The organism is Octadecabacter sp. R77987, assembly GCF_042466115.1.
Lineage (GTDB): Bacteria > Pseudomonadota > Alphaproteobacteria > Rhodobacterales > Rhodobacteraceae > SW4.
The window spans coordinates 2,864,481-2,890,305 of record NZ_JAXHBQ010000001.1; the positions used below are offsets into that span (position 1 = coordinate 2,864,481).

The 25,825-nt window shown below is 62.1% G+C and carries 19 protein-coding genes, 1 tRNA gene and 1 riboswitch; of the genes, 17 read left to right on the plus strand and 3 right to left on the minus strand.

What is annotated here, in order from left to right; all coding sequences use genetic code 11:
- The first annotated feature begins 1 nt into the window (after position 1).
- The 17 genes from SJY21_RS14525 to SJY21_RS14605 all read left to right on the plus strand — a co-directional run bounded on the left by SJY21_RS14525 (position 2) and on the right by SJY21_RS14605 (position 20,577).
- Positions 2 to 481 carry a low molecular weight phosphatase family protein gene (locus SJY21_RS14525; RefSeq protein ID WP_377512234.1) on the plus strand — a complete coding sequence of 160 codons (480 nt, stop codon included), beginning with the start codon at positions 2 to 4 and terminating at the stop codon, positions 479 to 481.
- Entirely contained in the window at positions 478 to 1,353 is an 876-nt protein-coding gene (locus SJY21_RS14530) for a carbon-nitrogen hydrolase family protein (RefSeq protein ID WP_377512237.1), read from the plus strand. The genes SJY21_RS14525 and SJY21_RS14530 overlap by 4 nt, the downstream gene beginning before the upstream one ends.
- A gap of 82 nt (positions 1,354 to 1,435) precedes the next feature.
- On the plus strand, positions 1,436 to 1,654 hold the full coding sequence (gene infA, locus SJY21_RS14535; RefSeq protein WP_008186030.1) for a translation initiation factor IF-1: 219 nt from the start codon (positions 1,436 to 1,438) through the stop codon (positions 1,652 to 1,654).
- A 27-nt stretch (positions 1,655 to 1,681) separates the two neighbouring features.
- Complete coding sequence (locus tag SJY21_RS14540; RefSeq protein WP_377512240.1) at positions 1,682 to 2,260, plus strand: Maf family protein; 579 nt, start codon at positions 1,682 to 1,684, stop codon at positions 2,258 to 2,260.
- Positions 2,257 to 3,294, plus strand: coding sequence for a ribonuclease E/G (locus SJY21_RS14545; protein WP_377512243.1), 1,038 nt, complete (start codon positions 2,257 to 2,259; stop codon positions 3,292 to 3,294). The genes SJY21_RS14540 and SJY21_RS14545 overlap by 4 nt, the downstream gene beginning before the upstream one ends.
- A 13-nt stretch (positions 3,295 to 3,307) precedes the next feature.
- Positions 3,308 to 4,504 (plus strand): cytochrome P450, encoded by a 1,197-nt coding sequence (locus tag SJY21_RS14550; protein ID WP_377512246.1) that lies wholly within the window; start codon positions 3,308 to 3,310, stop codon positions 4,502 to 4,504.
- Between the two features lie 14 nt (positions 4,505 to 4,518).
- Positions 4,519 to 4,713: a DNA gyrase inhibitor YacG gene (locus SJY21_RS14555; protein WP_377512249.1), complete on the plus strand. Its 195-nt coding sequence runs from the start codon at positions 4,519 to 4,521 to the stop codon at positions 4,711 to 4,713.
- 80 nt (positions 4,714 to 4,793) lie between these two features.
- A tRNA-Phe gene (locus SJY21_RS14560) sits at positions 4,794 to 4,868 on the plus strand.
- Positions 4,869 to 4,993: 125 nt separating this feature from the next.
- The gene (locus SJY21_RS14565) at positions 4,994 to 8,563 is read left to right on the plus strand and encodes a hydantoinase B/oxoprolinase family protein (protein ID WP_377512252.1); all 3,570 of its coding nucleotides are present in this window, start codon (positions 4,994 to 4,996) and stop codon (positions 8,561 to 8,563) included.
- 10 nt (positions 8,564 to 8,573) lie between these two features.
- Complete coding sequence (gene xylB, locus SJY21_RS14570; RefSeq protein ID WP_377512255.1) at positions 8,574 to 10,025, plus strand: xylulokinase; 1,452 nt, start codon at positions 8,574 to 8,576, stop codon at positions 10,023 to 10,025.
- Positions 10,026 to 10,104: 79 nt separating this feature from the next.
- Positions 10,105 to 11,328 (plus strand): 5-aminolevulinate synthase, encoded by a 1,224-nt coding sequence (gene hemA / locus SJY21_RS14575; RefSeq protein WP_377512258.1) that lies wholly within the window; start codon positions 10,105 to 10,107, stop codon positions 11,326 to 11,328.
- 44 nt (positions 11,329 to 11,372) lie between these two features.
- Positions 11,373 to 11,458: riboswitch (glycine riboswitch) on the plus strand.
- Positions 11,459 to 11,597: 139 nt separating this feature from the next.
- The gene (gene gcvT, locus SJY21_RS14580) at positions 11,598 to 12,728 is read left to right on the plus strand and encodes a glycine cleavage system aminomethyltransferase GcvT (protein WP_377512261.1); all 1,131 of its coding nucleotides are present in this window, start codon (positions 11,598 to 11,600) and stop codon (positions 12,726 to 12,728) included.
- 15 nt (positions 12,729 to 12,743) lie between these two features.
- Positions 12,744 to 13,103: a glycine cleavage system protein GcvH gene (gene gcvH / locus SJY21_RS14585; RefSeq protein ID WP_377512264.1), complete on the plus strand. Its 360-nt coding sequence runs from the start codon at positions 12,744 to 12,746 to the stop codon at positions 13,101 to 13,103.
- Positions 13,104 to 13,188: 85 nt separating this feature from the next.
- On the plus strand, positions 13,189 to 16,038 hold the full coding sequence (gene gcvP / locus SJY21_RS14590) for an aminomethyl-transferring glycine dehydrogenase (RefSeq protein ID WP_377512267.1): 2,850 nt from the start codon (positions 13,189 to 13,191) through the stop codon (positions 16,036 to 16,038).
- Between the two features lie 112 nt (positions 16,039 to 16,150).
- A complete protein-coding gene (locus tag SJY21_RS14595; RefSeq protein ID WP_377512270.1) occupies positions 16,151 to 18,877 on the plus strand; it encodes a calcium-binding protein in 2,727 nt (908 codons plus the stop codon).
- Positions 18,878 to 18,944: 67 nt separating this feature from the next.
- Complete coding sequence (locus tag SJY21_RS14600; RefSeq protein WP_377512273.1) at positions 18,945 to 19,805, plus strand: hydroxymethylglutaryl-CoA lyase; 861 nt, start codon at positions 18,945 to 18,947, stop codon at positions 19,803 to 19,805.
- Positions 19,795 to 20,577 (plus strand): crotonase/enoyl-CoA hydratase family protein, encoded by a 783-nt coding sequence (locus tag SJY21_RS14605; protein ID WP_377512276.1) that lies wholly within the window; start codon positions 19,795 to 19,797, stop codon positions 20,575 to 20,577. Before SJY21_RS14600 ends, SJY21_RS14605 begins: the two co-directional genes overlap by 11 nt.
- Before the next feature lie 11 nt (positions 20,578 to 20,588).
- Here the strand turns inward: SJY21_RS14605 and SJY21_RS14610 are convergent, their stop codons facing one another.
- From SJY21_RS14610 to SJY21_RS14620, 3 genes are read right to left on the minus strand one after another with little or no spacing between them, the layout of a single operon-like run.
- Entirely contained in the window at positions 20,589 to 23,840 is a 3,252-nt protein-coding gene (locus tag SJY21_RS14610; protein WP_377512278.1) for an error-prone DNA polymerase, read from the minus strand.
- Positions 23,837 to 25,294 (minus strand): Y-family DNA polymerase, encoded by a 1,458-nt coding sequence (locus SJY21_RS14615; RefSeq protein ID WP_377512281.1) that lies wholly within the window; start codon positions 25,292 to 25,294, stop codon positions 23,837 to 23,839. The genes SJY21_RS14610 and SJY21_RS14615 overlap by 4 nt, the downstream gene beginning before the upstream one ends.
- Positions 25,245 to 25,823: an ImuA family protein gene (locus tag SJY21_RS14620; protein ID WP_377512284.1), complete on the minus strand. Its 579-nt coding sequence runs from the start codon at positions 25,821 to 25,823 to the stop codon at positions 25,245 to 25,247. The genes SJY21_RS14615 and SJY21_RS14620 overlap by 50 nt, the downstream gene beginning before the upstream one ends.
- Positions 25,824 to 25,825 lie beyond the last annotated feature (2 nt).

Genomic DNA, 25,825 nt, shown 5'->3' on the forward strand with positions numbered 1-25,825 from the left:
AGTGGCAACGCCCATCACCCAAGGCGATCTGCCCCATTCGGTCCTGTTCTGCTGCGACCATAACTCGGTGCGCTCGCCCATGGCCGAAGGGATCATGAAAAAGCTATATGGGACAAAGTGTTACATTCAGTCCGTTGGCGTCAAAAATGACATGGAGATCGACGGCTTCGCCGTTGCCGTCTGCGCTGAAATCGGGGTGGAACTGGCGCGACACCGCTCGCGTTCGTTCGACGAAATGGAAGACTGGGGCGATGATCTGTCGTCATTTGATCTGGTGCTTGCCCTGTCTCCTGCCAGCCAGCGCCGCGCGCTTGAACTGACGCGGTTTTATCATCTTGACGTGGAATACTGGCCAATCCTTGACCCGACTGGTCTGACGGACAACCGTGACGACAAGCTTGTCAAATATCGCCAGACCCGCGACCAGATCACCGATCATTTGATCGCGCGTTTTGGTCCACCGCCGGAACCGGACGCATGAAAATCGCCGCAGCCGCCTATGCCATGGAGTGGCACGCCGATTGGGACAGTCTGGCGGCCAAGCTGGATACATGGGTGCGTGACGCCACCACCAAGGGCGCAGACCTGCTGGTTTTCCCCGAATACGCTGGTGTCGAGGCGGCCCTGATCGGTACGCCCCAGGATTGCAGCCCGCTGGAATGGGTGGCCCGTCTGCGTGACCGCCGTGACGACTGGATCGCGTTGCATGTGGATTTGGCCCAACGCTACGGTGTGCACATCCTTGCAGGCAGCATGCCTTGGGCAGGTGGCGACAAGACCTATAATGCAGCCTTGCTGTGTTCCCCCAGCGGTCAGGCGACAGCGCAGAAAAAGCTGATCCTGACCCCTTATGAACGCGACGAAATGGGCCTGAGCGCTGGCAATGACCTGCGCCTGTTCGACACAGCCTTGGGCAAGATCGGTGTTCTGATCTGTTACGACAGCGAATTTCCGCTGCTGGCCCGTGCCTTGGCCAAGGCAGGCGCGGATATGATCCTTGTGCCCTCCAATGCCGATTTCCCCGCAGGCCAGACCCGCGTGCGCCAGTCCTGCCGCGCCCGCGCGATTGAACAGCAATGCCTGATTGTGCAAGCGCCATTGATCGGCGATGTGCCCGATTGCGCCATAGCCGACACGCAAACGGGCCGCGCCGGGTTCTTTGGCCCGCCTGATCACGGGCTGCCAGCAAGCGGCATTATTGCCCAAGGCGACACCGACGTTGCGGGCTGGACCATTGCCGATGTCGATCCACACGCCATCGCCGCCCCACGCCAATCCGGTCAGGTCGGCAACTTTGCCCATTGGGCGGAACAGGATCACCGTATCAAAAGCATCACCGTCACGCTGCTTTGACAGTTTAGCACTTGAAACTATGCGCCTTTGGGCGCATCTAAGCGCCGTTCGCACCAATGCGGACCTTTTTGATGGAGATCACATGGCCAAGGAAGAACTGCTCGAATTTCCCGGTGTCGTTAAGGAACTCCTGCCGAACGCGACATTCCTGGTCGAGCTGGAAAACGGCCATACGATCATCGCGCACACGGCAGGCAAGATGCGCAAGAACCGCATCCGCGTTCTGGCTGGCGACAAAGTTCAGGTGGAAATGACCCCCTATGATTTGACCAAGGGTCGGATCAACTACCGTTTCAAATAAGCCGCGCCGGTCATGACTGACCCGCGCATGAAACTCATTCTCGGATCGGGAAGCCCGCGCCGCCTTGAACTGCTGTCGCAGATCGGCGTGGTGCCCCATGCCGTGCGCCCCCCCGATATTGATGAAACGCCTGTTAAGGGCGAAATTCCGCGCGCTTACGTGACCCGCATGGCCCGTGAAAAGGCGGCGGCGAGCCTGTGCGCTGACGACGAAGTTGTTCTGTGCGCTGACACCACTGTCGCCATGGGCCGCCGCATTCTGGGCAAGCCTGCCAACGGAGGCGAGGCGGCAGCGTTTCTTTATGCCCTTTCGGGGCGCCGTCACCGCGTGATCACCGCCGTGGCCGTGCGGCGCGGCGATGATATCCGCACCCGCGATGTGGTCACGACGGTGCAGTTCAAGCGCCTCTCGGACGCCGAAGTGAACGCCTATCTGGCCAGCGATGACTGGCAGGGCAAAGCCGGCGGCTATGCCATCCAGGGCCCCGCCGGCGCGTTCATTCCGTGGATCAACGGATTCTTCACCGGCGTTGTCGGCCTGCCACTGGCCGAAACGGCCGGCTTGCTGACGGCCGTGGGCTACCCCCTATACGGAGGCGCGCTATGAAAGGCCGCATGATCGTTCTGGACCATCTGGGCGAGGTCGAGGCCGCCGCGCTACTGGTCGAAGGCAAGCTGCACGACATCCTGATTGATCACGCCGATGCCCCGCGGCCCGGCGCAATTTACCGCGCGATTTGCGACCGTCCGATCAAGGGGCAGGGGGGTATGATGCTGCGCCTTCCCGAAGGCGGCACAGCCTTTTTGCGCGCGGCAAAGGGAAAGGCGCCGGGACAGGCATTGCTGGTGCAGGTCACGGGCTACGCCGAGGATCGCAAGGCCGTGCCCGTCACACAAAAGGTGCTGTTCAAAAGCCGCTATGCGATTGTGACCCCCGGCGCGCCCGGTCTGAACATCAGCCGGTCCATCAAGGACGAAGATACCCGCGATGAACTGCTGGCGATTGCCCATGCGGCGGACCTGCCCGAAGGCTACGGGTTGATCCTGCGTTCGTCCTGCGCTGGCGCGGACCCCGTTGAAATCGCGGAAGATATTGATGCTATGGCCGCGATGGCCGACACCGTCATGGCCGAAACAGACGGCAAAACCGCCGAGGCCCTGACCGAGGGCGACAGCCCGCATGCCCTTGCATGGCGCGAATGGGTGGACCCCGCGCAAGTGATCACAGATGCGGGCGGATTCGCGCGCGAAGGCGTGCTTGACCAGCTTGCTGCCCTAGGCGGGTTTCACAAGCTGGGCGAGGGGGGCATGTATGTCGAACCCACCCGCGCATTGGTCGCCGTGGATGTGAATACCGGCAATGACACATCGCCCGCCGCCGCGCTCAAGGTGAACCTTGCCGCAGCCCGCGCCCTGCCATTGGCCCTGCGCCTGCGTGGGTTGGCAGGGCAGATCGCGGTTGATTTCGCGCCCATGTCCAAGGCCCACCGCAAGCAGATCGAACAGGCGCTGCGGGCAGCCTTTCGCGGCGATCCGGTTGATACAGCCCTTGTGGGCTGGACTCCGCTGGGTCACTTTGAACTGCAACGCAAACGCGAACGCCTGCCGCTTGCGCCTGTTTTGGGCGCGCTGATCAGCTAGGGAAGGGGGGCAATTGAAGCTACCTTTTACGCCCGCCCCGATCGGCCCCGCGCGCGCCGCGCAGTTTCCCGTCGGGGCGGCAGTCACGCTGGCTGAACTTCACGCCGATCCATATCCCGCATATGCCCGCCTGCGCGCCGCTGAACCGGTGTCATGGATACCCGCTGCGGGCATGTGGATGATCACGCGGGCCGACTTGGCGCGCGCGGTGCTGCTGGACGATGCCGCCTTTACTGTCGGCTTTGACGGATCAACGGTTTACGACATCCTTGGCCTGCACATGATGACGCTGGACGGCCCCGCCGCCCGCACAGAAAAAGTGCCGTTCCGCGCATCATTCACCGGATCCCACGTGCGCGCCACCCTTGCACCCGCGATGGTCGCGCGCGTGACCCAACTGATCGACGGATTTCGCGCGACGGGAAGGGCGGACCTGCGCCATGATTTCGCCGCACGCCTGCCGATCCTTGTGATGCTTGACCTGTTCGGCCTTGATGATGCCCTTGAACCGGACCTGCGCCGCTGGTTCAAGGCGCTGGAGGCAGGCATCGGCAACATCGCCCAAGACAGCGATATCCGTGCGCGCGGGCAACAGGCCGCGGATGAATTTCGCACCATGATCATTGCCGCACTCGCCCGTCCCAAAGCGGCCCTTCTTGCCGATCTGGCCCAAAGCGACCTGACCAATGACCAGATCGCGCGCAACGCGTCGCTCGTGTTCTTTGGCGGGATTTCCACCGTTGAAGCACTGATTCTGAATGCCCTGCATGCCCTTGCCACGGTCGACGCATTGCTTGACCAGCTGGGCGATAATCCCGCCCTCCTTGATCCACTGATCGAGGAAACAGTGCGCTTTTATGGACCCGTCCAATCGTCGCATCGGCATGTGACCCGGTCAACGCAGATCGGCGGGATCATTCTGCCCCAGGGTGAAACGGTGTCGGTCGTGCAGGCGGCCTGCAATCGTGACCCTGCCGTTTTTGCGGACCCTGATCGGTTTGATCTGTCCCGCCCGGCCACGCCGCGCCATATCGGCTTTGCCACGGGGCCGCATCTATGTCTGGGGCAACACCTTGCCCGTGCACAGGCGCGTGTGGCATTGGAGGGGTTGGTGGGTGCATTGGCGCAACTGGCGCTGTCTGTCGACGCGCCGCAGGGCGCTGAATTTCGCCAGCCCAGAACCGCAACCGCCCGATGGGCCAAGCAATAAGACAGGAGCCCCGCATGGCCTGCCCGATTTGTGACAAACCGACCGATGCAAAATACCGTCCCTTCTGTTCCAAACGCTGCGCAGATGTGGATTTGGCCAAGTGGCTGGGCGGGGGCTATGCGATCCCCTCGACCGATCCCGAAGACGTTGAAAAAGCGCTTGATGAAGTGCTGCGCCAGGCCGATCAATCCCCCGACAAGCCGCACTAGGCGTTTTCCCACAAATCCCTCTGGACACCTTTGAACGCCTCGCCTAAACAGCCGACACCCACAACTTAGGTTGTCCCGGTGCCCGGGTAGCTCAGGGGTAGAGCAGTGGATTGAAAATCCTCGTGTCGGTGGTTCGATTCCGCCCCTGGGCACCATTTGGCTTTTGGACATTTTGGTGAATTTCCATGCCGGTGCGTCACATCGTATGGGTGGCGGGCTATTGCCTGCTTTACATCCCGTGCCCTGCCGTTGAAAAACTGGCGCAAGGGGGATGGTGCAGATGTGGCAGTTTTGGGTTGATCGCGGCGGGACGTTTACCGATATCGTCGGCAAGGCACCCGATGGCCAGTTGCATACCCACAAATTGCTGTCGGAAAACCCCGAAAGCTATGCTGATGCGGCCGTCCACGGCATTCGTGCGCTACTGGGTCTGGGCGCACAGGATCCCATCCCGCCGCACCGGATTGACGCCGTCAAGATGGGCACGACCGTGGCCACGAACGCCTTGCTGGAACGCAAGGGCGCGCGCACGTTGCTGCTGATCACCAAGGGCATGCGCGACCTGTTGCGGATCGGCTACCAGAACCGGCCACGGCTGTTTGATCTCCATATCGTGCTGCCGGAACTGCTTTATGATGATGTGGTCGAGGTGGATGAACGACTGGATGCAAATGGCAAGGTCGTCACGCCGCTTGATGCAGACGCGGCCCGCGCGGCGCTGCAAGCCGCCCGTGAAGCGGGATACCGGTCTGTGGCGATCGCATTGATGCACAGCTACCGGTTCAACGAACACGAGGTCGCGCTGGGCGATATCGCCCGCGACATCGGGTTTTCGCAGGTGTCCCTTAGCCATCAGACAAGTCCGCTGATCAAGATCGTCGCGCGCGGCGATACGGCTGTGGTTGATGCCTATCTGTCGCCCCTCTTGCGGCGCTATGTGTCCCAGGTCGCCGATGCCCTGGGCGCGAAAACGGGCGGGTGCGAGCGGTTGATGTTCATGCGCTCGAACGGCGGGCTGACGGATGCCACCCTGTTTGAAGGGCGCGATGCGATCCTTTCGGGGCCGGCGGGTGGTGTTGTCGGCATGGTGCGCACGGCGGTAAACTGCGGGTTTGACCGGTTGATCGGCTTTGACATGGGCGGGACATCAACAGATGTCTGCCATTACGCGGGTGAATTCGAGCGCAGCTTTGAAACCGAAGTCGCTGGCGTGCGGATGCGCGCGCCGATGATGGCGATCCATACGGTCGCGGCGGGGGGCGGATCAATCCTGTCCTATCGCGATGGGCGCATGCAGGTCGGCCCGGAAAGTGCAGGGGCCAACCCCGGCCCGGCGGCCTATCGCCGTGGCGGGCCGCTGACAGTGACCGATTGCAACGTGCTGCTGGGCAAGTTGCACCCCGATCTGTTTCCGCCCGTTTTTGGCCCCAACGCCGATCAGCCGCTTGATGTAGCGGTGGTGCGCGCAAAATTCGCCGATATGGCCACGCAGATCGGTGGCGAGATGGGCGTCGAGGACATCGCCGAAGGCTTCTTGCGTATCGCCGTCGAAAACATGGCCAATGCGATCAAGAAAATCAGCGTGCAGCGCGGCTATGACGTGACCAAATACACGATGAACTGTTTTGGCGGGGCAGGCGGGCAACACGCCTGTCTGGTCGCTGATGCGCTGGGGATGGAAAGCGTGTTCATCCATCCCTTTGCCGGTGTTCTGTCGGCTTTTGGCATGGGGCTGGCCGATGTGCGCGCCATGCGCGAGGCGCAGTTTGGCAAGGGGTTTGATGCGCTGTCGGCAGCGGCTGACACACTGTCCGACCTTGCAGCAGACGCCCGCGCCGAAGTGGCAGGGCAGGGCATAGCCGCGGCGCAAATCAGCACAATCGAAATGGCCCACATCCGCCCGGATGGAGCGCAACAGACTTTGGCCGTGCCGTTTGGCGCGGCTGACGACATGGCCGCCGCCTTTGCAACCGCCCACCAGCAACGGTTCGGCTTTGTGCCCCAGGGCGCGCGCCTGATCATCGACATGCTAACGGCCGAGGCGATCGGGGCCACCGGCGAACCGGTGAACCTGCCCGACCCCACAGGCACACCCGGCCCCGGGCAAACCCGCGCGATGTGGTCGCAAGGGGTGCGGCGTGACGTGCCCGTGGTTGACCGTGCGACACTGCGTTCGGGCGAAACCGTTGACGGCCCTGCCATCATCACCGAACCCACAGGCACGAATATCCTAGAACAGGGTTGGCAGGCGGAATGCTTGTCGGGCGGTAATCTGATCTTGCGCCGCGTCGCACCGCTGCCGCGGGAAATGGCAATCGGCACCCGCGTCGATCCGGTCATGCTTGAGGTGTTCAACAACCTCTTTATGTCTATCGCCGAGCAGATGGGCGCGACGCTGGCCAACACCGCCTATTCGGTGAACATCAAGGAACGCTACGACTTTTCCTGCGCGATTTTTGACGAAGCCGGTGATCTGGTCGCCAACGCGCCGCATGTGCCGGTGCACCTTGGGTCGATGTCGGAATCCGTGCGCACGGTGTTGCGCCAGAATGCGGGCAAAATCCGCCCCGGTGACGTGTTCATGATGAACAATCCGTTCAACGGCGGCACCCATCTGCCCGATGTCACCGTGATCACGCCCGTGTTCGACGGCGACCGCATTGCCTATACGGTCGCCAGCCGTGGCCATCACGCCGATATCGGCGGCAAGACCCCCGGATCAGCCCCGCCCGACAGCCGCACGATTGACGAGGAAGGCGTGTTGATCGACAATTTCCTGCTGGTGGCGCAGGGGCAGTTGCGCGACACGCAAACGCGGGAATTGCTCGCGTCCGGCCCCTATCCCTGCCGCAACGTCGATCAGAACATGGCCGATCTGGCCGCACAGATTGCCGCCAACGCCACCGGCGTGGCCGAGTTGCAAAAGATCACGCGCCAGTTCGGATTGGACACCGTTCACGCCTATATGACGCATGTGCAGGACAACGCCGAAGAAAGCGTGCGCTGTGTGCTGGATGTGCTGCGCAATTGCAAGTTCACCTATCCGCTGGACAGCGGTGATCAGATCAAGGTGGCGATCAGTGTGGATCACAAGGCGCGCACGGCCACCCTTGATTTTACCGGAACGTCGCCACAGAACCCGTTGAATTATAACGCTCCTTTGGCGATCTGTCGCGCTGTTGTCCTTTATGTGTTCCGCACGTTGGTGGGCAGCAACATCCCGATGAACGAAGGCTGCCTGAAGCCCCTGAACCTGATCGTGCCCGAGGGGACGATGATCAACCCCGCCCATCCCGCCGCTGTGATTTCCGGCAATACCGAGGTGTCACAGGCCATTGCCGATACGCTGTTTGGGGCGTTGGGTGTGATTGCGGGCAGTCAGGGGACAATGAACAATTTCGTCTACGGCAACGATGTCTATCAGAATTACGAAACGATTTGCGGCGGCACTGGCGCGGGTGACGGGTTCGATGGCACCAGTGCGGTGCACAGCCACATGACCAACACCCGCATGACCGACCCCGAAGTTCTGGAAACGCGATTCCCTGTGCGGGTTGATGAGTTTTCGATCCGCCATGGGTCCGGTGGCGCGGGCCGCTATAGGGGCGGCGACGGCATCGTGCGCCGTTTGCGTTTCCTTGAACCGATGACCGTGACGGTGCTGACATCGCACCGGATCGTGCCGCCCCATGGCACTGACGGCGGTGGCGCGGGTGCCGTGGGTGAAAACCGCGTTGCACGGGCCAACGGGCGGATCGACCGCCTGAAGGGCAATGACGAAACACAGGTTGCCGGGGGGGATGTATTTGTGATGAAAACGCCGGGTGGCGGGGGCTATGGCGCCCCATGAAAGGACCGATATGACATACTTGGGTATTGATCTGGGGACATCGGGCCTGCGCGCCTTGCTGATTAGCGGCGATGGCACTCCGATTGGCACAAGCGAGCATCACTACAATGTCAGCCATCCGCATTCGGGCTGGTCCGAACAGGATCCGGCACAGTGGATTGCCGCACTTGAGGCCGCGATGGCCGATTTGCGCGCGGCCCATCCGGCGTTTGCCGACCTGCGTGGCATTGGTGTGGCGGGGCATATGCATGGCGCGACCCTGCTGGATGAAACGGGCGATGTCTTGCGCCCCTGCATCTTGTGGAACGACACCCGCTCGCACCTTGAAGCCGCGGAACTTGACCAGATCGCGGGCGTGCGTGACCTGTCGGGCAATATCGTCTTTCCGGGGTTCACTGCCCCAAAACTTAGCTGGGTGGCTAAGCATGAGCCGGAAATTTTTGCACGTGTTGCCAAGGTGTTATTGCCCGCAGCTTATCTGAACTTCTATCTGACGGGCGCTTACGTCGCCGATATGTCCGACTCTGCCGGCACTGCGTGGCTTGACGTTGGTGCGCGCGATTGGTCGGCTGACCTGCTGGCCGCAGGCGGAATGCGCCGCGACCAGATGCCCGACCTTGTGGAAGGCAGTGCACACGCGGGCGAACTGCGCGCCGATCTGGCGGCCAGGTGGGGGCTGAACGGCCCAGTCACTATCGCGGGCGGTGCGGGTGACAATGCCGCCGCTGCCTGCGGGATCGGGGCCGTGGCCGAAGGGCAAGGTTTTGTGTCGCTCGGCACGTCGGGCGTGGTTCTGGCCGCGCGCGACGGCTACAAACCCGCGCCCGAAACTGCGCTGCACACCTTTTGTCATGCGATCCCGAACCGCTGGTATCAGATGGGCGTGATGCTCTCGGCGACTGACAGCCTGAACTGGCTGGGCCGGATCACTGGCACCGCACCGCGCGATCTGACAGCGCCCTTGGGCGAGACCCTGCAAGCGCCCACAGACCTGCGATTCCTGCCCTATCTGTCGGGCGAGCGCACACCGCACAATGATGCCGACATTCGCGGCAGTTTCACGGGGATAGGGGCTGATACCACCCGCGATGATCTGACCCGCGCGGTGCTGGAAGGGGTGGCATTTGGTCTGCGTGACAGTTTCGATGCCCTGCGCGCCACGGGTGCCACCCTTGACCAGCTGATCGCCATCGGCGGCGGCACCGGGTCGCGCTATTGGCTGAAACTGATCGCCACCGTATTGGGTGTGCCGCTATCGCTGCCAAAGGGCGGCGAATTCGGCGCGGCTTTGGGTGCCGCGCGGTTGGGTATGGCGGCGGCCACGGGTGCGGATGCGGAAACGCTGATGACCCCGCCGGACTTGGGCGACACCATCATGCCAGACACAGCGCTGCGGGCTGATTTTGATGCCGCCTACGCCAAATTCCGCGCGGCCTATGCGGGGATCAAGGCCGTGCAATAATCGGGCTGTTCTTTGACCTGTGTCAAAGTCGCGACTGCCCCGTCCTGTAGAACCTACCCAAGCTGCAGGAGAATACCCCATGGATTACCAGTCGTTTTTTGGCGACGCGCTGACCGCATTGCGCGCTGAGGGCAACTACCGCGTCTTTGCCGATCTTGCGCGGGAGCGGGGTGCGTTTCCGCGGGCGGCCAATCATCTGGGTGATGCGGTGCGCCCTGTCACGATCTGGTGTTCCAACGATTATCTGGGCATGGGGCAGCACCCCAAGGTGCTGGACGCGATGCATGACGCGCTTGATAAAGTCGGTGCAGGCGCTGGCGGGACGCGCAACATCTCTGGCACGACCCACCATCACGTATTGCTGGAACGCGAGTTGGCCGACCTGCACGGCAAGGAAGACGCGTTGCTGTTCACTTCGGGCTATGTCTCGAACTGGGCGGCCCTTGGCACTTTGGCGTCGAAAATCCCGAACTGCCTTGTGCTGTCGGACGCGCTGAACCACGCCAGCATGATCGAAGGCATCCGCCATTCAAAGGCCGAACGTCAGATCTGGAAACACAACGATCTGGCCGACTTGGAGGCGAAACTTGCCGCGCAGCCGCTGGACCGCCCAAAACTGATCGCCTTTGAATCCGTCTATTCGATGGATGGTGACATCGCCCCGATCCGCGAGATCTGCGATCTGGCCGACAAATACAACGCGATGACCTATCTGGACGAGGTGCACGCCGTGGGCATGTATGGCCCGCGCGGCGGCGGCATTGCCGAACGCGAAGGGCTGATGGACCGGATCACCGTGATCGAAGGGACGCTGGGCAAGGCCTTTGGCGTGGTCGGCGGTTATATCGCGGGCAGTGCCGCGGTCTGCGATTTTGTGCGCTCGTTCGCGAGCGGGTTCATCTTTACGACTGCCCTGCCACCGGCCGTGGCGGCGGGCGCATGTGCCTCGATCCGCCACCTCAAGCAATCCAATATCGAACGCGAAGGCCAGCAGGCCCGTGTGGCACAGGTCCGCGCCCGCCTTGAAGCGGCGGGAATTCCGCATATCGACAACCCCAGCCACATCATTCCGGTGATGGTGGGCGATCCGGTGAAATGCAAATATCTGTCAGATGTGCTGATGGACCGGTTCGGCATCTACATCCAGCCGATCAACTATCCGACCGTGCCCAAAGGCACCGAACGGCTGCGCATCACCCCGTCGCCCGTGCATAGCCAGGCCGATATCGACGCCCTGGTCGGCGCGCTGGAACAGCTCTGGGCACAGTGCCAACTGGCGCGTTTGCCAATGGCGGCGCAGTAGGCATCAAAGTCCTTTACGACTCGGCATAAAGCGGCCTATTAATTCCCATCACAGTGGGAGAACTGGTTCGCCAGTGCCGAAGGAGCAACCGCCCCGGTAAACTCTCAGGCCCAAGGACCGCTGTGTTGACTGAACTCTGGAGAGTGGTGCGGATGCACCCGCCGAAGGGATAACGATCTCAGGCGCACGGACAGAGGGGGCATCGGACGCGCAGCAGCGCGCAATCGGTGCCGCAGGGGTTTCCCGACGGTCAATGACAGGGGAACGGGATGAGCGATCTGAAACGCACGGGGCTATACGATCTGCATGTGGAACTGGGCGGCAAGATGGTGCCGTTCGCGGGCTATGACATGCCTGTGCAATACCCGATGGGGGTGCTGGGCGAACACCTGCACACCCGCGAAAGGGCCGGGCTGTTTGATGTCAGCCACATGGGGCAAATCCTGCTGACGCCGAAATCCGGCGATGTGAAGGACGCGATGCTGGCGCTGGAAGGGTTGGTGCCCGTGTCTTTGGTTGCATTGGCCGAGGGGCGACAGCGCTATGGGATTTTCACCAATGACGCGGGCGGGATTAGCGACGATCTGATGATCGCCAACCGCAGCGATCACCTGTTTTTGGTGGTGAACGCCGCCTGCAAAGACGCCGACGAGGCGCACCTGCGCGCCCATCTTTCTGATGTTTGCGAGATCACAGCCGTGACCGATCGCGCCCTGCTGGCGCTGCAAGGGCCGCTGGCCGAGGACGCGCTGGCGACCATCGCGCCGGACGTGCGCGCGATGAAGTTCATGGATGTTTTGACTGTCGAAACCGACTTTGGCGAACTCTGGATTTCACGTTCGGGCTATAGCGGCGAGGACGGGTTCGAGGTGTCCGTGCCCAACGCCAGTGCGGTTGATTTTGCCCGTGCCTTGCTGGCCATTGACGGTGTCGCACCGATTGGTCTGGGCGCGCGCGACAGCCTGCGCCTTGAGGCGGGGTTGTGTCTTTATGGCTCTGATCTGGACGACACCACCAGCCCCGTCGAGGGCAACATTGCATGGGCGATCCAGAAGGTGCGTCGCGCCGGTGGGGACCGCGCAGGCGGGTTTCCCGGCGCGGATCGCATTCTGAGCGAACTGGAAAACGGCCCCGCACGGCTGCGCGTCGGGTTGCTGCCCGAAGGGCGCGCGCCGATGCGCGCTGGCACGCAGGTTTTTGCGCAGGCCGCGGGTGGCGAGGCAATCGGCACCGTCACATCCGGCGCGTTCGGCCCCAGTATCGGCGCGCCCCTATCCATGGGCTATGTCGCGACGGACCACAGCGCCACGGGCACCGCCCTCTGGGGCGAAGTCCGTGGCAAGCGCCTGCCGGTCACGATTGCGGACATGCCGTTCCGCCCATCCACATACAAAAGATAACCAACGGAGAACAAAATGAAATTTACCGAAGAACACGAATGGCTGCGCGTCGAAGATGATCTGATCGTCGTCGGCATCACCGAACACGCCGCCGAGCAACTGGGTGATGTGGTATTTGTCGAAATGCCCGAAGAAGGCATCGAAGTGGCCAAGGATGACGAGGTTGTCGTGATCGAGAGCGTCAAGGCCGCGTCCGATATTCTGGCCCCCTTGGACGGTGAAATCGTCGAGGTGAACAGCCCGCTCGCCGATGATCCGGGCAAGGTCAACGAAGACCCGACCGGGGATGCCTGGTTCTTCAAGATGAAGGTCGAGGACATGTCGGTGCTGGACGATCTGATGGACGAAGCCGCCTATCAGAAGTTCATCGGCTAGCCTGCGTGGTTTACGCCAGCGTGTCTGGCGCAAGCTGTTTTGGAAGAAAAAAGCTGGAATTCAGTCGCCCAGAGAAGGAGCGGTCATGTCGTTTACGCCCACGGATTATCTGCCTTACGATTTCGCCAATCGCCGTCACATCGGCCCAAGCCCCGCCGAAATGGCGCAGATGCTTGAGGTGATCGGTGTCGACAGCCTGGAGCAGTTGATCGACGAAACCGTGCCAAAGGCGATCCGGCAGGCCAAGCCGCTGGATTTCGGCAAACCCAAGTCCGAGCGGGAATTGCTGCATCACATGCGCGGGGTCGCGGGCAAGAACAAGGTGTTCACCAGCCTGATCGGGCAGGGGTATTACGGCACTGTCACGCCCCCCGCGATCCAGCGTAACATTCTGGAAAATCCGGCATGGTATACCGCCTATACCCCCTATCAGCCCGAGATTTCGCAGGGGCGGCTTGAGGCGCTGATCAATTTCCAGACGATGATCATTGATCTGACGGGGCTGGATATTGCCAATGCATCCCTGCTCGATGAATCCACCGCCTGCGCCGAAGCCATGGTCATGGCGCAGCGCGTTGCCAAATCCAAGGCAGGCGCATTCTTTGTTGATCATCACTGCCATCCGCAAAACATCGCTGTGATGCAGACCCGCGCCGCGCCATTGGGGATCGAAGTGATTGTCGGTGATCCGGCGGATATGGATGCCAGCGCCGTCTTTGGCGCGGTGTTCCAGTATCCCGGCACCTACGGCGATGTGCATGATTTCAGCGATCCGATTGCGGCACTGCACGAGGCCAAGGCCATCGGGATTGTCTGTGCTGATCCGCTGGCGCTAACCCTGTTGAAAGAACCCGGCGCGATGGGGGCTGATATTGCCGTAGGCAGCACCCAGCGGTTTGGCGTGCCTGTGGGTTACGGCGGCCCGCACGCGGCGTATTTTGCCTGCAAGGATGCCTATAAACGCAACATGCCCGGCCGGATTGTCGGCGTGTCCATCGACAGCCACGGCCATCAGGCCTACCGCTTGTCCCTGCAAACCCGCGAGCAGCATATCCGCCGCGAAAAGGCCACCAGCAACGTTTGCACCGCGCAGGCTTTGCTGGCGGTCATGGCGTCGTTTTACGGAGTGTTCCACGGGCCGGAAGGGCTCAAGGCCATCGCCCAGCGGATTCACCGCAAGACCGTGCGACTGGCCAAGGGGCTGGAAGAAGCGGGGTTTGACATCGGGACCGATGCGTTCTTTGACACGATCACAGTCAAGGTCGGCAAGGATCAGGCCAAGATCATGCAGGCCGCAGTGGATCGCCAGATCAACCTGCGCCGCGTTGGCGATGACCGGATCGGCATTTCGCTGGATGAAACGACGCGGCCAAAACGGGTCGAGAAGGTATGGGAAGCCTTCGGGATTGATCGCAAGGATCGCAATTTTGACCCCGAATACCGCGTGCCGGACGCATTGCACCGCACATCCGATTACCTGACCCATCCGGTGTTTCACATGAACCGCGCGGAAACGGAAATGATGCGCTACATGCGCCGCCTGGCCGACCGTGATCTGGCCCTTGATCGCGCGATGATCCCGCTTGGGTCCTGCACGATGAAGCTGAATGCCGCCGTGGAAATGATGCCCGTCAGCTGGCGCGAATTTTCGCTGGTGCATCCTTTCGCGCCCAAGGACCAGACCGAAGGCTATCAGGAACTGATCACCGATCTGAGCGCCAAGCTGTGCGAGATCACTGGCTATGACGCCATGTCGATGCAGCCCAATTCCGGCGCGCAGGGTGAATATGCGGGGCTGTTGACGATTGCCGCCTATCACCGCGCCAATGGCGATGACCAGCGCAAGATCTGCCTGATCCCCGTCAATGCCCACGGCACCAATCCGGCGTCAGCGCAGATGTGCGGGATGGATGTGGTCGTCGTCAAGTGCACCGACCGCGGCGATATCGACACCGAGGATTTCCGCGCCAAGGCGGCTGCGGCAGGCGATACGCTGGCCGCCTGCATGATCACCTATCCTTCAACGCACGGCGTGTTCGAGGAAACCGTGCGCGAAGTTTGTGACATCACCCACGAATTCGGCGGGCAGGTCTATCTGGACGGGGCCAATCTGAACGCGATGGTTGGTCTGTCCAAACCCGGCGAGATCGGCAGTGATGTCAGCCACCTGAACCTGCACAAGACGTTCTGCATCCCGCACGGTGGCGGTGGCCCCGGCATGGGGCCGATCGGCGTCAAGGCGCATCTGGCCAAACACCTGCCCGGCCATCCGCAAACGGGCGGCGCACAGGGGCCGGTCAGTGCCGCGCCTTATGGTTCGCCCTCGATCCTACCGATTTCTTGGGCCTATATTCTGCTGATGGGCGGGGCCGGTCTGACACAGGCGACGCGCGTCGCGATCCTGAATGCCAACTACATCGCCAAGCGGCTGGAGGGGGCATATGACGTGCTTTATAAAGGGTCCAAGGGCCATGTGGCGCACGAGTGCATCCTTGATACGCGCCCCTATGCCGATAGCGCCCATGTGACAGTGGATGATATCGCCAAACGGCTGGTCGATTGCGGGTTTCACGCGCCAACGATGTCGTGGCCCGTGGCTGGCACGTTGATGGTGGAACCCACCGAAAGCGAAACCAAGGCCGAACTTGACCGGTTTTGCGATGCGATGCTGGCGATCCGCGCCGAGATTGCCAAGATCGAGGCAGGCGACTGGCCGCAAGACAACAACCCCCTGAAACACGCCCCACATACCGTGCAGGATCTGGTCAGCGACTGGGATCGCCCCTACACCCGCGAAGAGGCGTGCTTTCCGCCGGGGTCGTTCCGCGTGGACAAATACTGGGCGCCCGTGGGCCGCGTGGATAACGTCTACGGCGACCGGCATCTGGTCTGCACCTGCCCGCCGCTGGAAGATTATCTGGACGCAGCGGAATAAGACACGCGGACGCCGGGGCGGTTGACCCGGCGTCCGCACCACGCCTATGCTTGCGGTTATCCCGTTATTTTACGGGGGACGACCCGAATTTGATTTGAAAAGCGAGTATATCATGGCCACGATTTCCACGCCCGGTAACGGCGTCATTTACCCCGGAACCACGCCCAGCGTTGTTGTGACGACCGTCACTACCAGCAATGCCACGACCTATGCGTGGGAAAACATCGACATGGCGATCACGCTTGTCGGGTCATTCAGCTATCCCGGCGGGGTGGTGACGGGTGACGTGGCGCAGATCAAGATCGACTACGACCTTGATGGCACCGACGATATCGTCGTGGCTTTTTCCAGCCTGCAAAGCATCCTTGGCGATCTGACCAGTGGCAACGCCGTCACATTCTTTAACGCGATGTTCGGGCAGGCTGATACCGGCACGCTGGGTGGTGACTATGGCAGTATCACCATCAACACGTTTTTCGGGACATTTCTGGACGGCTACTTTTCGGTCGATAACGACCTGGGCGCAGATGACAATTTGACCCTCACAGGGTTCGGGAATGTCATCGGTGATTTCCGCCGGGCGACCACCGATACAACCGGCGGCAACGACACGCTGACCGTGGACCGCCTGCAGGACGGCGCAATCCGCGTTGTCGGTGACTTTCAGGGATTGACGTCGATGGCGGATGGGGACCAGCTGTTCGGGGGTGACGATGTCATTTCGGATGTTGGCAACACCGCGTTCACCGGCGCCACGACCTTTGTCGGTGATTTGGGGTGGATACTGTCATATGCGATCGAGTTCTTTGGCGGTGACGACCTGATGACAGCCGCCGACCGTGACACGACGATCATCGGCGATGTGGAGCAGAACAACGAAGACGGCTCGATCGTGCATGGCGGGGCCGATACGATCTATGGTGGGGCTGGCAATGACTCGCTGGTCGGTGATGTCAAAAGCTTGGGCGCAAGCGGTTCGGGGAACGCGCATTTGAATGCCGGCGCTGACACGATTGATGGCGGCGCGGGCGACGACAAAATCTTTGGCGATTACCAGTATTTTGATCTGGCGACTGTCAGCGGAGGTGGTGACAATCTGCTGGGCGGATTGGGCAATGACACCATTTATGGCCAGTCCGGCAACGACACGATCACCGGCGGCGATGATGATGACCTGATGTTTGGCGGGGTCGGCGATGACACGATGTATGGTGGTAACGGCGTAGATACGGTCAGTTTCGCCGACAGTCTGTTCGGGATCACCCTTGCGCTGGCCGAAAGCGGTCTGGGCGCCACGGCCACGGGCCAGGGCACCGATCAGGTCTTTGATACGGAAAACATCATCGGCAGCGCGGCCAACGACACATTGACCGGCAACAGCGAAGCCAACACGCTTGAAGGTGGCGACGGCGACGATGTGCTGGACGGCGGCGCAGACAATGATGTGGCCTCGTACGCGGGCGCAAGCGCGGGGGTCACCGTATCGCTGCTGACCCAAGGCGTGCTGCAAAACACTGTCGGTGCAGGAAGTGACACGCTGATTTCCATCGCCGGGCTGATCGGCAGCGACCATGACGACCACCTGACCGGCAGCAACAGTGCCAACCTGATCGAAGGCGGCGGCGGGCACGATTCCATCTTTGGAGGATCGGGCGGCGATGTGCTGCGCGGCGGCGATGGGAACGACTATTTCCTTGGCGGCGGTGGTGTTGACAGCTTTTCCGGCGGGGAGGGCGTCGATAAGATTGACTACGTCAACAACACCGCCGATTGCGTGATTGATTTTGCGGGTGGCACGGCGACCTTTAGCCTTGGGCTTGTTGAAACATTCGAGGAAATCGAACAATTCGAGATGGGGTCCGGCAACGACCGCTTTATCCTCGATGATGCCATGAACGGGGCTTCAGGGCTGTCGCTCGACGGTGGGAGCGGTGTCGATACCTTGGAAATCATGCCAACGGGTAATGAAGGCAGTTACGACCTATCCGGCGCGGGCGACTTCACCAGCATCGAAAACTTTGACGGGTCCGGTGACGATGAAATCGTTTACGGCGCCAATGCCGCAAACAACAATATTCAGGGGCGTGGCGGCGCCGATGAAATCTACGGGGTCGGCAGCACCAACATCCTGTCCGGTGGCGGCGGCACCGATACCGTTTACGGCGGCAACGGCGTGGATACGATCCGCGGAGAAGGGGACGCCGACATTATCGCAGGCAACGGCGGCAATGACGATATTTCCGCAGGCACCGGCAACGACAGCGTTACCGGCGACGGCGGCGCCGACACGATCCGCGGGCAGGGCAACGATGACACCCTGTCAGGCGGGGCCGGCGCGGATACCATCTACGGTGGGTCGGGCGCGGATGAAATCTTTGGCGGCAATGCCAATGACAACCTGCTGGGTCAGGGTAATAACGACACGATCCACGGGGATGGCGGCGACGATACCCTAAGTGGTGCATCTGGTGCGGATCACCTTTTTGGCGGTGACGGGGCTGATGACCTCAAGGGGGGCGCAGGCGTTGACCGGCTTGATGGGGGCGCGGGCGATGACGTGATGAGCGGCGGAACCCAGGCCGATGTGTTTGTCTTTGGCGCGGGCTACGATGCCGACCGGATCAACGGGTTCGAACAGGGCAGCGACACCATCGAAATCTCGAGCGCGCTTTATGGTGGTGGCCTGACCGAACAGCAGATCCTTGATACATATGGCACGTTGAATGGCACCAGCACGCTTTACACGCTCGACTTTGGCACAGGCGATGTGCTGGAAATCCAGAACGGCGGCGGCATCAACGAAGCGACGCTGGCGGCGGACCTTATGATCATCGCCTAAGGGTGCCTTGCGCCTTGGCCACTTGCGTGGTGCAATGCCATGAACGGCCAGCCAAAGGCACAAGGCAATGACTGTCACCATCTTCGAGATGTCGCCCCGCGACGGCCTTCAAAACGAAGGGCGCACCATCGCGACAGCCGACAAGATCAAGCTGGTGAACCTGCTGTCGGGTTGTGGTTTCACCAAGATTGAAGTGGCAAGCTTTGTCAGCCCCAAATGGGTGCCGCAGATGGCAGACGGGGCGCAGGTTCTGGCAGGGATTACGCGGCGGCAAGGTGTGTCCTACACGGCGCTTGCCCCCAACATGCGCGGGTTGGAGGCTGCTATTGCCGCAAACACGGACGAGGTCGCGATTTTTGCCTCGGCCTCGGAAGGGTTCAGCCAGCACAACATCAACTGTTCCATCGCTGAAAGCCTTGCGCGGTTCACGCCGATGTTGCCTGTCGTGCGCGACCATGACCTGCCGCTGCGCGCCTATGTGTCCTGCGTCACCGACTGCCCATATGACGGGCCGACCCCGCCTGCGCAGGTTGCTGATGTCGCAGCGAAACTGCACGCGATGGGCGCCTACGAAATCAGTCTTGGCGATACCATCGGCATGGGCACGCCCGAAACGATCTCTGCGATGCTGCGCGCCGTGAGTGACGTGGTGCCAGCCGCTGCCCTTGCGGGTCACTACCACGACACACAAGGTCGCGCGCTTGATAATATCGCCGCGAGCCTTGATTTCGGGCTGCGCACGTTTGATGCCTCGGTCGCGGGCTTGGGCGGATGCCCCTATGCCCCCGGATCGCGTGGCAATGTCGCGACCGAAGACGTGGTGGAATTGCTGGAACGGCTTGGCTACGTTACGGGAATTGACCGCGCAGCCCTTGCCAAGGCCGCACGTTTCGCGCGGTCCCTGGTGGAGCAAACCGATGCCCTATGACACCTTGCGTATTCAGACCGACCCGCGCGGAGTGACCCGCGTGCAGTTGAACCTGCCCGATACGCGCAACGCCTTGTCGGGACAGATGATCGCCGAACTGACTGATTTTGCGCGCGGGATCACTGCGGGCGGCACCACGCGGGTCGTGGTCCTTGGCGGGGCTGGCAAGGTGTTTTGTGCGGGCGGTGATCTGAACTGGATGAAGGCGCAGATCGACGCTGACCGCGCCACCCGCATGGCCGCTGCGCGCGAACTGGCGATGATGCTGCGCGCGCTGAACGAACTGCCAGTGCCGCTGATCGGCAAACTTCACGGCGGAGCCTATGGTGGCGGCATCGGTTTGGCCTGCGTCTGCGATGTGGCCGTTGCCGACGACCGGACAACATTTGGCCTGACCGAAACCCGGCTTGGGCTGATCCCCGCCACGATCGGTCCCTACGTTCTGGCGCGTTTGGGCGAAGGTAAGGCGCGCCGCGTGTTCATGTCTGCGCGGGTGTTTGACGCCGCCGAGGCCGCAGCGCTGGGCGTGATCGCGCGCGCGGTTCCGCAGGCTGATCTTGACGCCGCCATCGCGGCCGAAATCGCCCCCTATCTGCACACTGGCCCCCATGCTGTTGCCGCGTCCAAGGCATTGGCGCGTGCACTTGGTCCAGTGATTGATGATGCGGTGATCGAGGCCACGATCACACGTCTTGCCGATACGTGGGAAGGTGATGAAGCCGCCCTTGGGATCGCCGCATTCCTGCAAAAGCAACCACCTGATTGGGGGTAGCGCAAGCCGCCCTAGTGGAAATCCCTGCTGGGAAACAGCCGCTTGGCCTGATCGCGCGGGTGCATGGCGCGGGGTTGTGCGCGGGGCGGGCGGGGCGCATCATCGGCCTGCGGCTGGGTGATCCCCACGGCATCGTCCATCGGGTGGCCAAGCGCGCTCAGGTGATGGGACACATCCTCGACGGTTTGCGCGATGATATGCACAACAATCCCTTCGCGCTGCACATATCCGGTCACGCGCAACAAACGCCCGCCCATGACGGCGCGGCGGAACTGTTTATAGATCGTCGGCCAGACCACCACGTTGGACACGCCGGTTTCATCTTCCAGCGTCAAAAATACCACGCCGGACGCGGTGCCGGGGCGTTGGCGGGTGATCACAAGACCGCAGACAGTAATCCGCCCCAAAGGCACGTCGGGCAGTTCCGCGTGCGGTGTCAGACCGGCGATGTCAGGGCGCAGCAGTTCCATCGGGTGCGCCTTGAGCGACAGGCGCATCGCCACGTAATCTTCGACGACTTCTTCGCCCAGATGCATCACCGGCAGGGTGACGGCGGGTTCATGAATGCCCTCGCCCTCGATCGGGTCATTGAACAGCGGCAGGGGCGCGCTGCCCTTGATCGCCTTGACGGCCCAAAGCGCGTCGCGCCGCCCCAGCCCCAAACCCGCATAGGCATCGGCTTCGGCCAGCCGTTCCAGCACGGGCGGCGCAATGCCCGCGCGCAGCCACAATGCTTCGGGATCGGGATAGCCATTGCCGCGCGCCGCGACGATCCAGGCCGCGTCACTCTCGCGAAAGCCCTTGATCTGGCGAAAACCCAACCGCAAGGCCAGCGACCCATCCGCGCGCCGTTCCAGCGTGTTGTCCCAATCGCTTGTGTTCACGCAGATCGGGCGGACTTCGATCTGGTGTTCGCGGGCATCGCGCACGATCTGGGCGGGGGCATAAAACCCCATTGGCTGTGCATTCAGCAGCGCGCAGGCAAAGGCGGTAGGGTGGTGCCGTTTCAGCCATGCCGACACATAGGCCAGCATCGCAAAGGCCGCCGCATGGCTTTCGGGAAAGCCGTATTCGCCAAAGCCTTCGATCTGGGAAAAGCAGCTTTCGGCAAACTCGGGCGTGTAGTCGCGCGCCAACATGCCGGCGATGAATTTGTCGCGCAGTTGTCCGATCGTGCCCATCCGCCGGAAGGTCGCCATTGACCGGCGCAGCTTGTCGGCCTCGGAGGGGGAAAACCCGGCGGCGACAACGGCGATCTGCATGGCCTGTTCCTGAAACAGCGGCACGCCCAGCGTTTTGCCCAGCACCTTTTCCAGCGCGCGCGAGGGAAAGCTGACAGGTTCTTTCCCCTGCCTGCGATTGATATAGGGGTGGACCATGCCGCCCTGAATCGGGCCGGGACGCACGATGGCGACCTCGATCACCAGATCATAAAATTCGCGGGGTTTCATGCGCGGCAGAAAATTCATCTGCGCGCGGCTTTCGACCTGAAACACCCCGATGGCATCGGCCACGCACAGCATATCAAACGTTGGCGCATCGGCCTGCGGCACGTTTGCAATCGTCAGGCGCGGGCCGCCGTGCTGCGCGATCAGGTCGAAACTTTTGCGAATGCAGGTCAGCATCCCCAGCGACAGGATATCAACCTTGAGGATCCCCAGCGCGTCGATATCATCCTTGTCCCATTCGATCAGGGTGCGGTCATCCATCGCGGCGTTTTCAATCGGGCACAGTTCGTCCAGCCGCCCCTTGGTGATGATAAAACCGCCCACATGCTGGCTCAGGTGGCGGGGAAAACCGATGATCTCGCCGATCAGTTTGATGGTCTGGGCCAGGCGCGGATCGCTTGTATCAAGGCCCAGTTCCTTGACCCGTTCGGGGTCTGTCCCCTTGTCGGCCATGCCCCAGATTTGCCCCGACAGGCTGGCGGTGACATCCTGGGACAGGCCCATCGCCTTGCCGACCTCGCGGATTGCGGCGCGGGTGCGAAAGTGGATCACCGTGGCACACAGACCCGCGCGATGGCGGCCGTATTTGGCATAGATATGCTGGATCACCTCCTCGCGCCGTTCATGTTCAAAATCAACGTCGATATCGGGCGGCTCGCCACGGTGTTCGGACACGAACCGTTCCACGACCATCGTGATGGTTTCGGGGCTGACATCGGTGATCCCCAGCAGATAACACAGGATCGAATTGGCCGCCGATCCGCGCCCCTGACACAAAATCCCCTGCGCGCGGGCAAATTGCACGATGTCATGGACGGTCAAAAAATAGGCCGGAAAATCAAGGGTTTTGACAAGGTCCAATTCCTTGTCCATCTGCGCAATCGCGGATGCGGGCGCACCATCGGGATAGCGGGTTTGCAGCCCTTCGCGCGCCAATCGTTCAAGCCTGTCTTGCGGCGCTTCATCCCCCGCGATTTCATCGGGGTATTCATAGCTGAGTTCGGACAGGCAAAAGCTGCAACGCGCGGCAATGTCCACAGTGCGGCGCAGGGCAGCGGGGTGGCGGGCAAACAGGCGCGCCATATCCGCCTCGCCTTTCAGGCGGCGTTCACTGTTGGGCAGGGCGCGGGTGCCGATATGATCAATCGTCGTGCCTTCGCGCAGGCAGGTCAGAACATCGGCCAACTGGCGGCGCGATCCGTGGTGCATCAGCACATCGCCCACGGCCACCATCGGCGCGGCCGTGCGATGGGCAAGGGCGGCGCAGGCGTCAAAATAGCGCTGGTCGCTGCCGTCATAGCGCGGCGCCGCGCCAAGAAAAACATGGGCGGGAAAGGCTTTCTTGAGGGCGAGAATATCGGCGCGGCTGTCGTGCAGCGCCCCTTGCGGCAGGGCGATCAGGGTCATGCCCGCGCAGCCCTGCTGTAAATCGGGCAGGTCAAGATAGCAGTCGCCCTTGGGCGCGCGCCGCTTGCCAAGGGTCAACAGCCGTGTGAGGCGCGCATAGCCCGCACGGTCATGGGGCAGGGCAATCCAGTGGGTGCTGGTGTCGCGCAAAGCCAGCCGCGCGCCGATGATCAGCTTGGGCAACCTTGCCCCATCCCCGTGTTCGCGGCGCAATTCCCGCAAGGCCGAAAACGCCCGCACCACACCCGCCAGTGAATTGCGATCCGTGATGGCCAATGCCTTGAGCCCAAGGGCAGCGGCGCGGGTAATCAGTTCTTCGGGGTGGGATGCACCGCGCAGAAACGTGAAATTGGACGTTGTGCACAACTCGGCGTAGCCGGGCGCAAGCGACGGGTTTTGCACAGTCATGCGAATTCCCCCTGCACAAACCAGCCCGGATTCTGCGGCGTATAAAACAGCCAAAGCCTGCGCCCCTCGCGGGTTTCGATCCGCCAGTAATCACGCACCCCGCTGCGCCAGTTGTCATCGGGCAGCCACCATTCAGGGGCGATGCGTTCCGGCCCCGTGGCGCGCCCTGTGGTCAGGGACATCCGCCGCCAGCGAAACTGCCGGGGCGGGCGCGATGATGTGCCGGCGATGGGTTCAGGCGCGAACAGGCGCAACGGGCGCGGTGTCATCGTGACCCACGGCCCTTCGGGCGCGCAATACGCGGCGATCCCGATGCGAAAACTGCGTTCGGGAATGTGGCTGTCGGCAGGCAAGAACCGCTGGATATTGTCCAACCCGATCCGGTTGCCGATCCGCGTGACCAGATCGTCCAGACCATCGCTGCGCACAGTGCTGTCATAGCTGATCTGGGTCTTGGCCAAAGGCTCGACCTGGGTGGCTTCAAGGCGCATCTGGTCAATGCCAAACCCGGCCTCGACCGTGCCAACCCCGCGCGCAAACAGCGGCAAAATCCGCGCCGCATCGCGCATTGGCGCGGCAAGACGCAGTTCCACCTGCTGTGCGCCCTGATCCACGCGGCGCAGGGTCAGTTGCAACTGGCGCGCGCCCATGTCCTGATCTTTCAGTTTGTCACACAGGCGTTCCAGCAATCGCTGCGTGCCCGCCATCACATCGTCGCTCAGGCCGATTGGCTCGGGCAGGGTGATGCGCACGCCGTAATGGGGCGCCTCGGACAAGGGCGCGATCACCTCGTCCTGCGCGCCCATCGCCTGATCAAGGCGCAGCACCACATCTGCCCCGAAACGGCGCGCCATCGTGGCGCGGGGCAGGGCCATCAGATCAGCAATGGATCGCAGCCCAAGCCGTTGCAGCGCCGTGGCCGATTTGTCTTCCAACCGCAGGGCGGCAATCGGCAGCGCACTGATGTCCTCGCCCGCGCCACCGTAATGGGCCAGCGCCCAGGCCGCGCCGCGCGTATCGGCCGCCGCCACCCGCCCGCCAAGCCCGGCGCGGGCAAACCTGTGGCGCATATCGTTCAGCATCAAAGCTTCGCCGCCAAACAAATGCGCCGATCCGGTGATATTGAGCATCAACCCGTCCGCACCGTCCACCCCCACCCACGGGCAGTAGCGCTTGCTCCACCGTGCCAGTGTTTGCAGAAAACGGGCGTCGGCGGGGGCATTGGCGGGGCGGCTTTGCAGATCGGGGCAATAGGCGCGGGCATCCGAATAGCCCATGCCACGATGCAGCCCGCGCGCTTCGGCGGCCTTATTAAGACAATAAATGCGGTTGGTGTTCTGCGCGTGATGGGTGATCACAAAGGGGCGGTCATCGGCGCCATCGGCCACGCGGGCGCGCAACGCCCTATCGCTGGGGAGCCTCGGAAACCACACTGACACGACGCGTTTGCGCATCCCACTTCACAGCCCACGCTTTTAATGTTCCTGATTTGTTCTTTATAATTTCCCAGCGCTGCAGAGTCGAGTCCGCATGGGCGGTTGCGTCAAAAACAGGGGTGCAGCGCCAGCGGGTCTGGGCGGCATTGCTGCCCATCCCTTCGGGCAGGATACACAGGCCCGTGGTCTTGCCCTCGGCTGCGGCCAGTTGCAGGCGGCGTCCTTCGGTCAGGCCAATCGGCTGGCTGACCTCCATCACCACCAAGGCCACGCGCCCCGAACGCAAGGCCTCCTCGGCGCTGGCCAGCAGGTCGATGTGGCCGGGGGCCTGCGCGACCAACAGCTTTTGCGGATCAAGATAGGGCGCGAACCCCATCGGGTTGATGTGTTCGCCCTGCCAGCCTTCACGAATCCACAACACCGCCTTGCCACTTTGCCCGCAAAGATTTGCGGCCAATGCAAAGGCAAACGCCGTGGCTGACGGTCCCCAAACCTCGTGGGTGCGGGCATTGTCGGGCGGAAAGTGGGAATCGAAATCGCGGGTCATCC